Origin of the sequence: Micromonospora sp. NPDC023633, from assembly GCF_040640035.1 — a bacterium.
GTDB lineage: Bacteria > Actinomycetota > Actinomycetes > Mycobacteriales > Micromonosporaceae > Micromonospora.
Genome location: NZ_JBFABB010000171.1, coordinates 1 through 11,459 on the forward strand (window position 1 = coordinate 1; position 11,459 = coordinate 11,459).

Annotated in this window: 10 protein-coding genes and 1 pseudogene; 4 read left to right on the plus strand and 7 right to left on the minus strand. The window is 74.3% G+C overall.

Annotated elements, in window-relative coordinates:
- A pseudogene (locus AB0G13_RS31555) lies at positions 1–486 on the plus strand (serine/threonine protein kinase); the annotation flags it as partial.
- Positions 487–719: 233 nt separating this feature from the next.
- On the plus strand, positions 720–1,982 hold the full coding sequence (locus AB0G13_RS31560) for a nucleotide sugar dehydrogenase (protein WP_357882326.1): 1,263 nt from the start codon (positions 720–722) through the stop codon (positions 1,980–1,982).
- Positions 1,983–2,041: 59 nt separating this feature from the next.
- Here AB0G13_RS31560 and AB0G13_RS31565 read toward each other — a convergent pair whose 3' ends face one another.
- The 5 genes from AB0G13_RS31565 to AB0G13_RS31585 form a co-directional block, all read right to left on the minus strand.
- On the minus strand, positions 2,042–4,525 hold the full coding sequence (locus AB0G13_RS31565) for an FtsX-like permease family protein (protein WP_357882329.1): 2,484 nt from the start codon (positions 4,523–4,525) through the stop codon (positions 2,042–2,044).
- Complete coding sequence (locus AB0G13_RS31570; protein WP_357882332.1) at positions 4,522–5,316, minus strand: ABC transporter ATP-binding protein; 795 nt, start codon at positions 5,314–5,316, stop codon at positions 4,522–4,524. The genes AB0G13_RS31565 and AB0G13_RS31570 overlap by 4 nt, the downstream gene beginning before the upstream one ends.
- Before the next feature lie 149 nt (positions 5,317–5,465).
- The gene (locus tag AB0G13_RS31575; protein WP_357882335.1) at positions 5,466–6,131 is read right to left on the minus strand and encodes a response regulator transcription factor; all 666 of its coding nucleotides are present in this window, start codon (positions 6,129–6,131) and stop codon (positions 5,466–5,468) included.
- Complete coding sequence (locus tag AB0G13_RS31580) at positions 6,128–7,372, minus strand: histidine kinase (RefSeq protein ID WP_357882338.1); 1,245 nt, start codon at positions 7,370–7,372, stop codon at positions 6,128–6,130. The genes AB0G13_RS31575 and AB0G13_RS31580 overlap by 4 nt, the downstream gene beginning before the upstream one ends.
- Positions 7,373–7,436: 64 nt before the next feature.
- Positions 7,437–8,129 (minus strand): DUF305 domain-containing protein, encoded by a 693-nt coding sequence (locus AB0G13_RS31585; RefSeq protein WP_357882341.1) that lies wholly within the window; start codon positions 8,127–8,129, stop codon positions 7,437–7,439.
- Positions 8,130–8,267: 138 nt separating this feature from the next.
- Here AB0G13_RS31585 and AB0G13_RS31590 point away from each other — a divergent pair, with 138 nt between their 5' ends.
- Complete coding sequence (locus AB0G13_RS31590; protein ID WP_357882344.1) at positions 8,268–9,719, plus strand: hypothetical protein; 1,452 nt, start codon at positions 8,268–8,270, stop codon at positions 9,717–9,719.
- 71 nt (positions 9,720–9,790) lie between these two features.
- Here AB0G13_RS31590 and AB0G13_RS31595 read toward each other — a convergent pair whose 3' ends face one another.
- Entirely contained in the window at positions 9,791–10,012 is a 222-nt protein-coding gene (locus AB0G13_RS31595; protein ID WP_121398663.1) for a DUF2188 domain-containing protein, read from the minus strand.
- Positions 10,013–10,119: 107 nt separating this feature from the next.
- On the opposite strand from AB0G13_RS31595, the gene AB0G13_RS31600 reads away from it, so the two are divergent.
- Positions 10,120–11,118 (plus strand): linear amide C-N hydrolase, encoded by a 999-nt coding sequence (locus tag AB0G13_RS31600; protein ID WP_357882346.1) that lies wholly within the window; start codon positions 10,120–10,122, stop codon positions 11,116–11,118.
- A 7-nt stretch (positions 11,119–11,125) separates the two neighbouring features.
- On the opposite strand, the gene AB0G13_RS31605 is transcribed toward AB0G13_RS31600, so the two are convergent.
- A partial coding sequence (locus AB0G13_RS31605) for a PfkB family carbohydrate kinase (protein ID WP_357882349.1) occupies positions 11,126–11,459 on the minus strand: 334 nt, incomplete at its 5' end.

Consider the following 11,459-nt stretch of genomic DNA (forward strand, 5'->3'; position numbering starts at 1 on the left):
GTCGACCGGGGCACCCGCACCGACGCGCCGGTCGCCGCGACCGTCGCCCGCCGGAAGCGACGCGGCACCCTCGTCGGCGCGGCGGCGGCGGTGCTGGTGGCGCTGGGGGCTCTCGGCGCGGCGCTCGGCATGACCAGCGGGGCCGACGCGCCGGCGGTCAAGGTGCCGCAGGCCACCACCCCGGCCGCCGAGCCGAGCGGCAGCGTCGAGGCGCCGGCGGAGCAGGACGACACCCCCGTCGACCCCGCCCGACCCGTGCGGCCCGCCGGCTCCACCTCCAGCCCCTCGCCGTCGGCCACCGCGCCCCCGGTCTCCCCCCAGCCGAGCAGGTCGGCGGCTCCGGAGTCGCCGGAACCCACCAAGACCGACGACGCGCCGGAGCCGACGCCCAGCAGCAGCCCTCCGACGCAGACCACGCCGCCGGTGGAGCCGACCGAGACGGAGACCACGCCGCCCGAGGAGCCGGAGAACCCGCCGGTGGTCTGACCCGGCACCGGCCCCGTCCACCGCGGTGGGGCCGCCGCGCGACGCGTGCCGGTCGGCGCGGTCCCGCCCCCGCCCGGCCGGCCCGCGCGCCCTTCCGACGCTGCCCCGCGTGGTCCTCTCCTGACGCTGCGCTCGCCTCAGAGGCACCGATAATCCCAAACCGGACTTACGGGCACAGAGATCGCTCTAGGCTCCCAAGCAGGTTCTTTCCGTAGTCTGCCTCGGGAGTCCGGGTGAGCGTTGAGAAGTTGGTCGTGATCGGCCAGGGGTACGTCGGTCTGCCGCTGGCCATGCGGGCCGTCGAGGCCGGCCTGGACGTGGTCGGGCTGGACGTCGACTCCGACCGGGTCAAGCGGCTCGCGTCGGGCGAGTCGTTCGTCGAGGACATCCCCGCCGACCGGCTGGGCCGGGCGCTGGGCAGCGGCCGGTACCGGCCGAGCACGGCGTACACCGACGCGCAGGGCTTCGACATCTGCGTGATCACGGTGCCCACGCCGCTGCGCGACGGCACGCCCGACCTCAGCTTCGTGGAGCAGGCCGGCGTCGGCATCGGCCCGTACGTGCGGCCGGGCTGCACGGTGATCCTGGAGTCCACCACCTATCCCGGCACCACCGAGGAGCTGCTGCGGCCGCTGCTGGAGTCGGCCAGCGGCCTGCGCAGCCCGGGCGACTTCCACCTGGGCTACAGCCCCGAGCGGATCGACCCGGGCAACCGGACCTGGCGCCTGGAGAACACCCCGAAGGTGGTCTCCGGGATGGACGCGGTCGCGCTCGCCCGGGTGGACGGGTTCTACCGCCGGCTCGTGGAACGGACCGTGCCGGTGGACTCCACCCGGGTGGCGGAGCTGACCAAGCTCATCGAGAACACGTTCCGCCAGGTGAACATCGCGCTGATCAACGAGCTGACGATGCTCTCCCACCACCTCGACATCGACGTGTGGCAGGCGATCGAGGCGGCGGAGACCAAGCCGTTCGGCTTCATGCCGTTCCGGCCCGGCCCGGGGGTCGGCGGGCACTGCCTGCCGATCGACCCGTGCTACCTGTCCTGGCAGGTCAAGCGGCGCCTCGGGCGGCAGTTCCGGTTCATCGAGCTGGCCAACGACGTCAACCACGAGATGCCCGAGCACGTGGCCCAACGGATCATGAACGGGCTGAACCGGACCGGTCGCACCGTCAGCGGGGCCCGGCTGCTGCTGCTCGGGCTGGCGTACAAGAAGAACACCGGCGACATGCGGGACTCCCCCGCCGTCGACGTCGCCCGGCGCCTGCAGGCCCTCGGCGCGGACGTCCGGGCGGTGGAGCCGTACGCGGAGCCGCACCAGATCCCGGGCGGCGTGCTCGTGGTGGAGCTGACCGAGCGGGAGGTCCGGGCGGCGGACGCGGTGGTAGTGGTCACCGACCACGACGACTTCGACTACGACCTCGTCACCCGGCACGCCCGGTACGTCTTCGACACCCGCAACCGGTGTGTCGGCCCGGTGGTGGAGCGCCTGTAGACCCGGCACCGCTGGCCGGTCCCGCCGCCTCGGCGGGCGACGGGACCGGCCGGCGGATGTCACTGGTCGCCGAGCGCCTCGACGACCGGCCGGGACAGCGCCCGGCGGGCCGGCAGCACCGAGGCGACCAGGGCGGCCACGACCGCGACCCCGAGGATCATCCCGAGCTGCCCCACCGGCAGCACGACGGCGAAGTCGCCGCTGATCCGGGCCAGCAGGGCCATCGTGGCGGCGCTGACGCCGGTGCCGAGGCCGATCCCGAGCACCGCGCCGACCAGCGCCATCAGCACCGCCTCGACGGCCAGCATGGCGCGCATCCGACCCCGGGTCAGGCCGACCGCCCGCAGCACGGCGTTCTCCCGGGTCCGCTCCACCACCGACAGGCTCAGCGTGTTCGCGACCCCGACCAGCGCGATCACCACGGCCAGGCCCAGCAGCGCGGTGACGAAGGCGAGCAGCATGTCGACCGTGGCGGTGAGCATCTTCTTGTACGCGCCCTGGTCCATCAGGTTCGCCGTCGGGTACCGGGCGACCACCGCCTCGATGGCGGCCCGGGCCTGACCGGCGGAGACCCCGTCGGCGGGGTCGATCTCCGCCAGGTAGCCCCGCTCGTCGGGGAAGAGGGCGGCGAAGTCGGCGTCCACCACGTCGATCACGTGACCGGCGGGGACGGGGCTGCCGGCGAGCGTCGGCCCGTCGGCGGTGACGACCGCGGCCACCCGGAACGACCGGCCGCGCACGGTCACGGTGGAGCCGGTCGTCCAGCCCCGGGCCTCGGCCAGCTCCCGGTGCACCAGCACCCACCCGGGCCCCAGCCGGTCGACCTCGCCCGCCACGACACCCGTCAGCGTCCGGCCGACCAGGGCGGGGTGCGCGGCCTGGATCTGCACGTCGGCGGCGACGGCGGCACGCTGCTCGTGCACCACCGCCAGCTCGGGCCGGGCGCGCAGCTCGGTCACGAGCGGCGCGGGCAGGTCCCCGCCGATCCCGGTGACCAGCCAGTCGACCCCGATCTCGGCGTCCACGCTGCGCTCGATGCCGTCCTTGGTGCTGCGGGCACCGACCACGAAGGCCGACACCAGACCGATCCCGATCACCAAGGCCGTGGCGGTCGCGGCGATCCGGCGCGGGTTGCGCACGGCGTTCGCCACGGCCAGTGCGGCGGTGGCCCCGAACAGCCTGCGGGCCGGCCACCCCAGCACCCGGACCAGGGCGGGCACGAGCACCGGGCCGAAGAGCACGATCCCGAAGAAGGTGAGCACGCCGCCGGCGGCCACCAGCACCACCTGGACGGCGGACGCGGCGCCGACCAGCGCGGCGATCCCGGCGGCGAAGACCAGCGCCCCGACGGTCAGCCGGAGCCGGCCGGCGCCCCGGGCGGGCTGGACCGCCGCGTCGGTGAGCGCGGCGACCGGGGCGACGCGGGTGCCCCGCCACGCGGGCAGCAGGGCGGCGCCCATCGTGATCGCCGTGCCCAGCAGCAGGCTGACCAGCACGGTCGGCCCGGTGACGGTGAGCCCGCCGAAGACCGGCGCGTCGAGCCGCGTCATCAGCTGGTTCATGCCGCCGGCCAGGGCCACGCCGATCAGCACGCCGGCCGCGGAGGCGACCAGCCCGACCAGCGCGGCCTCCAGCAGCGCCGCGCGGAACAGCTGGCCCCGGGTCGCGCCGACCAGCCGCAGCAGCGCGGTCCGCCTGGTCCGCTGGGCGAGCACGATGGCGAAGGTGTTGGCGATGACGAAGCCGGCGACCACGACGGCGACCCCGGCGAAGGTCAGCAGCACCATGTTGAACTGCTTCAGGTCGCGGACCGCGTCGGTCACGGCGTCGTCGAGGATGCGCTGCCGGGTCTTGACGGTCGCGCCGGCGCCGGCAACCTCGGCGGCCCGCTCGGCCAGCGCCCCCTCGGCCGCGCCGGGCCGGGCGGCCACCATGATCCGGTCGTAGCCCCGCTGGCCGGTCACCGCGAGGGCGTCCGCGCCGACCAGGCCGATGAACGGACCGCCGACGTCGCGGGAGGTGCCGGCCACGTCGACCGTGCCGACCAGCGTGTACGGGCGGGCCGCTCCCCCGCCGCCGCCGACGCGTACCGCGGCGCCGAGGGCGAAGCCCTCCTCCTCGGCGGTCTCGGCGTCCAGCACCACCTCTCCGGGGCGGTCGGGCAGCCGGCCGGCCACCACGTCGTACGAGCGCAGCGCCGGGTCCACGGGGATCGCGGCGAGGACGGCGTAGCCGAGCACGGGGCGGCCGTCGGCGCCGACGATCCCGCCGGAGCCGAGCAGCTCCCCCTCGGCGGCGGCGACCCCGTCGAGGGAGCGCACCTTCTCGACCAGGGCGGCAGGCAGCGGGTCGTCGGTGGCGGAGTGGACGGCGAGGTCGGTGTGCCGGTCGAACGCCCCGGCCCGGTCGTACGCGCCGGCCCGCATCCCGTCGACGAAGATCAGCGTGCCGGCGATGAACGCGACGCCGAGCACGATGGCCAGCGACGAGAGCATCAGGCGCAGCGCCTCGGCGCGGAGCTGGCGCAGGGTCGTGCGGATCACCGGGCCACCGCCTCGCTGCCGGCGGCCGGCACGCGCGCCGGGTCGAGGCCGGCCAGCGCGTCGAGCACCCGCTCGGCGGTCGGCGCGGTGAGGTCCCGTACCGGCCGGCCGTCGGCGAGGAAGACCACCCGGTCCGCGTGCCCGGCGGCCGACGGGTCGTGGGTCACCATGATCACCGTCTGGCCGAGGGTGTCGACGGCCTCGCGGAGCAGGCGCAGCACCTCGGCGCCGGAGCGCGAGTCCAGGTTGCCGGTCGGCTCGTCGGCGAAGATCACCCACGGCTTGGTGATCAGCGCGCGGGCCACCGCCACCCGCTGCTGCTGGCCGCCGGAGAGCTCGGCGGGACGGTGGCGCAGCCGATCGGCGAGCCCCACCGCGGCGACGACCTGGCGCAGCCAGGCCCGCTCCGGCCGCCGGCCGGCGATCGCCAGGGGCAGCACGATGTTCTCCTCGGCGGTCAGCGCCGGCAGCAGGTTGAACTTCTGGAACACGAAGCCGACCCGGTCGCGGCGCAGCAGGGTGAGCCGCTTGTCGTCGAGGCGGGCGAGCTCGGCGTCGCCGATGCGCACGCTGCCGGAGGTGGGCCGGTCCAGGCCGGCGAGGCAGTGCATGAGGGTGGACTTGCCGGAGCCGGACGGGCCCATGATGGCGGTGAAGCGACCGGCGGCGAAGTCGACGTCAACGCCGTCGAGGGCGACGACGGCGGCCTGGCCGGAGCCGTACCGCTTGGACAGGCCGCGGGCGGTGACCGCGACGCCGGCGGCGGCGTGGGCGGGAGGTGCGACGGACACGTGGAGCTCCCCGTGCAGATCGTGGCTGGGACGTCTCCGACGCTATGGGCGCCGCCAGCCCGGCCGCGTCCACCCGCACGCGGTGATCCCGCTGCGACCTGGGGAGTCCCTGACGGGGTGGGCCCGTACGACCTGGGTCGTAGATCGGCTCAGCCGCCGGGGGTGACCAGCCCGGTCTCGTACGCCAGCACCACGGCCTGCACCCGGTCGCGGAGCTGGAGCTTGGCGAGGATCCGTCCGACGTGCGTCTTCACCGTGGCCTCCGCGACGTGCACCCGGGTGGCGATCTCGGCGTTGGAGAGGCCCTGCGCCACCAGCAGCAGGACCTCCCGCTCGCGTTCGGTGAGCTGGCCGATCCGGGGATCCTCGGCGGGCCCCGGGCCGAGCCGGCCGGCGAACCGGTCGAGCAGGCGCCGGGTGATGGACGGGGCGACCACCGAGTCGCCCTGGGCGACCACCCGGATGGCCGCCAGCAGTTCCTCCGGCGGGACGTTCTTTAGCAGGAATCCGCTGGCGCCGGCCTGGAGCGCGGCGAACGCGTCCTCCTCGGTGTCGAAGGTGGTGAGCACCAGCACCCGGGGTGATCCGGCGGGACGGTCCCGGCAGATCCGGCGGGTCGCCTCCACCCCGTCCATGGTGGGCATCCGGACGTCCATCACCACGACGTCGGCCTCGACGCGGGCCAGCAGCCGCAGGGCGTCGGCGCCGTCGATCGCCTCGCCGACGACCTCCAGGTCCGGCTGGGAGTCCAGCACCATCCGGAAACCGGCGCGGACCAGCGCCTGGTCGTCCACGATCACCACGCGGACCGTCATGCCGCCGTCACCTCCGTCGTTCCGGACGTCGACGGTAGCGGTAGCCGCGCCTCGACCTGCCAGCCCCCGGCGAGTCGCGGCCCGGCGGTCAGGGCGCCGTCGTACACGCCGACCCGCTCGCGCATGCCGACCAGGCCGTGCCCGCCGGACGGCGCCGGGCTGACCGGGGGCCGGCCGCGCCCGTCGTCGACGACCCGGACCACCACTGCGTCCTCGGCTTGGGCGACGGTGACCTCGACGCCGGCGCCGACCCCGGCGTGCTTCAGCGCGTTGGTGAGCCCCTCCTGCACCACCCGGTAGACGGTCAGCTCCAGCCCCGGCGGCATCGGCGTCGGCTCCCCGGTGACCGTGTGCCGCGCCTGGAGTCCGGCGGCGCGGAACCGGTCGAGCAGGGCGGGGAGTTCGGCCAGCGCCAGCCGGCGGTGCTCCGGGTCGGCGGCCACCCCGGCGCCGTCGGGCTCGCCCGCCGCGCCCGGCCCGGCCCCCGCGTCCGGCGGGCTGGGCTCCCGCAGTACGCCGACCAGCCGGCGCATCTCCTCCAGCGCCTGCCGGCCGGTGTCGGCGACCACCTTGACCGCCTGGCGGGCGGTCTCCGGGTCCCGGTCGAGCATGAACCGCGCCCCGTCGGCCTGCACGATCATCACGGCCATGCTGTGTGCCACCACGTCGTGCAGTTCCCGGGCGATGCGGGTGCGCTCCCCGGCGACCGCGGCGCGCGCCTCCGCCTCGCGTTCCCGCTCCAGGGTGGCGGCCCGTTCCTCCAGGCTGAGCACGTAGAACCGGCGGGTCCGCACGTTCAGCCCGACCAGCCAGACCGCCCCGGTGACCAGGCCGTAGTAGATCGCCGTCGCCCACCAGGCGATGACGCCCTGGGTCTGGAGGCCGGCGAGCACCACCCCGACGGCGGCGCCGATCCCGGCGAGGACCCCGTCGCGGAGCCGGTCGGCGTACTTGACCACGCTGTAGAGGGCGATCAGCACCGCGACGTCGAAGGCCAGCGGCCCCCACCCGGCGACCACCTGCACCAGCGCGAGCGCCGCCACGACCAGGGCGACCGCCGACGGGTGGGCCCGGCGGAACAGCAACGCCACCGCCATCGCGGCGCCGACCAGGGTCGCCTTCCATCCGCCGGGCTGGTTCGCCAGGCCGGCGAGGGCGAGGAGCACCACCGCTACGGCGACGAGGACGTCGAAGCCGACGCCGCGCAGGGGGCGGCCGAAGATCGTGCGGTTCACGGTCACCCAGCGTACGTGCCGCAGGTCAGCGGGTCGCTCCGCCCCGATCCCGGCCGCCCGCCCGCCCGGGTCAGGACAGCAGCTCGCGCATCCGGTCGATCTCGACGGTCTGCTCGGTGGCGACGGAGTTGGCGAACTCCGACAGGGTGAGGTCGGCGCCGACCTTGAGCAGGTCCGTGGCCATCTGGACCGCGCCCTGGTGGTGCTCCGTCATCATCCGCACGAAGAGCCGGTCGAACTCGGCGCCGCGCGCCGCCGCGAGCTGCCTGATCGCCTCGGACGTCTGCATGCCCCGCATGCCGGCGTGGTCGTGCCCGGCCACCTCGGCGGACAGGCCGCGGGCCTGCAACCAGCCCCGCATCATGCCGATCTCCGGGCCCTGGCTGGCCCGGATCCGCTCGGCGAGGGCGCGCAGGGCCGGGTCGGCGGCGCGGTCGGGGGCCAGCTCCGCCATCTCCAGCGCCTGGGCGTGGTGCGGAATCATCATCCGGACGAACCAGACGTCCATCGAGTTGTGCCGGGACGTGGCCGCGTCGCGCAACTCCTCGGCCGGCCGGGTCACGGCGGCCTCGCCCGGCCGACCGGGAACGATCACCGCGGGCCGGTCCGGATCGGCCGGGGCGGACGTCGGGGCGCCGGCGGTGACCTGTGCCGCCGGAGCCGTGGCCGAGCCGTCACCGGAACGGGCCAGGACGACCACCACCACCGCGAGCAGGAGCGCGGATATGACGACGGCCAGAGCCCGCGTGCGGCGGTTGGTCATGGGCCACTCCCCCCGGTAGAGGTCATGGCGATGCTATACATCGACAGGCGAGCTTATATGTGATGTGCATCACATCGATGGAACTTATCGGAATGTAAGGTGTGCGCAATCGCCATCCCCTTGCGAAGGGCGTCGCCGATGACCAGTTTCCGCACCCTGCGGGCCAGGCGGCTCACCACCGTGAGCCTGGCCGCGGCCGGCCTTCTCCTCGCCAGTGTCGCCACCGCCACACCGGGAAGTGCCGGAGTGGCGACGCGGTCCGTGCCATCGGGCACAGTGGACACCGCCAACACCATTCCCGGCGTCGACGAGATCGTCAGCAGCCCCAACCTGCGGCAGGTCGCCAACCTGCCGAAGCAGGCGCCGCTGGACGCCACGAACAGCGACCTCGCCTTCCAGGGCGGCTACGCCTTCGCCGGCAACTACAACGGCTTCGTCGTCTACGACATCTCCCGGCCGACCGCGCCGACCGTGGTGTCGCAGGTCTACTGCCCCGGGTCGCAGAACGACATCTCCGTCCACGGCGACCTGCTGTTCCTCTCCACCGACTCCTCCCGCAGCGACGACTCCTGCAACAGCACCAGCGCGCCGGCGACGGAAAAGGCGTCCTGGGAGGGCATCAAGGTCTTCGACATCAGCGACAAGGCCAACCCGCGCTACGTCAAGGCGGTGGAGACGGCCTGCGGGTCGCACACCCACACCCTCGTGCCGGGCAAGGACCGCAAGACCGTCTACCTGTACGTCTCCTCGTACAGCCCGCGGGCGGAGTTCCCCGACTGCCAGCCCCCGCACGACTCCATCTCCATCGTCAAGGTGCCGGTGAAGTCGCCCACCGACGCGGCGGTGGTGGCCTCCCCGAACCTCTTTCCCGACGGCGGCTACCAGGGTCGGCCCGGCGGTTCGGCGACCACCGGCTGCCACGACATCACCGCCTACCCCGAGAAGGACCTCGCGGCGGGCGCGTGCATGGGTGACGGCATCCTGATGGACATCTCGGACCGGGAGGCACCGCGGCTGATCAACCAGGTCCGCGACACCGTCAACTTCGCGTTCTGGCACTCGGCCACGTTCAACAACGCCGGCACCAAGGTGATCTTCACCGACGAGCTGGGCGGCGGCGGCGCGGCCACCTGCAACGAGACCATCGGCCCCGACCGGGGCGCCGACGCCATCTACGACGTGACCGGTCGCGGTGACGCCCGGACGATGGTCTTCCGCAGCTACTACAAGATCCCCCGGACGAACGCCGACACCGAGAACTGCGTGGCGCACAACGGCTCGCTGATCCCCGTGCTCGGGCGCGACATCATGGTCCAGGCGTGGTACCAGGGCGGCATCTCCGTCTGGGACTTCACCGACTCGGCCGACCCGAAGGAGATCGCGTTCTGGGAGCGGGGCCCGCTGTCGGCCGACCGGCTGACCGGCGGCGGTTCCTGGTCCGCGTACTACTACAACGGCTACATCTACTCCAACGACATGCAGAAGGGCCTCGACGTCCTGAAGCTGACCGACTGGCGGACCTGGACGGCGAACCTCGTCCGGTACCGCGAGCTGAACGCGCAGACCCAGCCCAGCTACCTGAGCTGGTAGTCGCACACCGCGACGACGGGCCCGACCCCGCAGGGGGGTCGGGCCCGTGGTGTCCACGGTGGACGCGGCGGTCAGCCGGCCGGCGGGTACGGGTCGTTCTGGTAGGTGTACTCCGTCTCGATCTTGCCGTCGGAGGTGTGCACGACGAGCTGGCTCGGCTCGTTGCCGTGCGCCGCCCGGCGTCCCGCCTCGACGGCGAGCTGCTTGGTGTCGAACGTGCCGACGACCTGGTTGCCCTGCTCGACCTTCCAGCCGCCGCCGTTCGGCACGACGTGGTACTGGTTGCGCTTCATGTCAGTCACCCGCCTCTCGGTCAGGTCTTCCGGGATACCCGGGCCCCGGGGGCGGAAAACCCTCCCCGGTGGACAACCGTCCGCCGCCGCCACCGCGTCCAACGGTCATGCGGAGAACTCTCCTCGGCGCCGGCCTGGCCCTGGTGCTGGCCGTCGGCGCCTGCTCGACCGCGGACCCGGGGCCCGGCGCGGCGCCCCTGACGACGACCGGCACGACGACCGCGTCCCGGCAGGACGCCGACCAGGTCCGCCGGACGCTGGCCAGCCTGCGCAAGGTCGCCGACCTACCGCTGTACGAGATGACCTATGTCGGCGCGTACGACCCGACCGTGGGCACGGACGTCGCTGCGGCGGAGCCGTTCGGGTGTTCGCTCTTCGTCGCCGCCGGCGATCCCGACCGGCCGCTGTTCGCCCGCAACTTCGACTGGGACGCCAATCCGGCGCTGGTGCTGCGCACCGATCCGCCGGACGGGTACGCCAGCATCTCGGTGGTCGACATGTCCTACCTCGGGGTGGACGCCGACCCGGCCGGCGACCGCCGGCTGCTCGATGCGCCGCTGCTGCCCTTCGACGGCATGAACGAGCGCGGCCTGGCGGTCGGCCTCGCTGCGGACGACGGCGCCCGCGCCGACCGCGATCCGGGCCGGGCCACCGTCGGTTCGGTACGCGTCCTGCGACTGGTGCTCGACCGCGCGGCGACGGTCGACGAGGCGGTGGCGGTCTTCCGGCGGTACAACGTGGACTTCGCGGGCGGCCCGCCGCTGCACTACCTGATCGCCGACCGCGGCGGAGCCTCGGCCGTGGTCGAGTTCGTCGACGGCCGGTTGCGGGTCGAGCGAGGCACGGGCGGCTGGCGGGCACTGACCAACGTGCCGGTCGTCGGCGTCGCGGAGGAGCGTCGCCGCGCGGACCGCCGCTACCGGATCGTCGCCGAGGCACTCGAGGGCAGCGGCGGCGCGGCGGACGCCACCGCGGCCCTCCGGATCCTCCGCGACGTCCGGCAGGCGCACACCCGCTGGTCGGTGACGTACGACCTGCGCGGCGGGGAGATCCGGTTGACCACCGCGGCGGGCGGTGAGCACCGCTACCGGCTTCCGGTGCGGTGAGCGCCGCTCACCCGGTCGGGATCCGGTCGAGCTGCGCGTGGATCGCCTCGGGCGTCAGCGCGGGCCGACCGCCCGGATGGCCCACGGTGGCGCCGGCCGCCGCGACGGCGTGCCGCGCGACCCGCTCACGGGGCTCGCCGCGCAGCACGCCCAGGGTCAGCGCGGCGACGAAGGCGTCCCCGGCGCCGGTGTCGTCCACGGTGGGCGTCTCGCTCAGCGGCAGGAACAGCTCGCCGTCGGGCCAGACGAACGCGTTGCCCTCCCCGGCCACCTCGACGGCCAGCAGCGACGGGCCGCGACGCAGCAGCGCGCGCCCGGCGGCGAGCCCCGCCGCGGCGTCC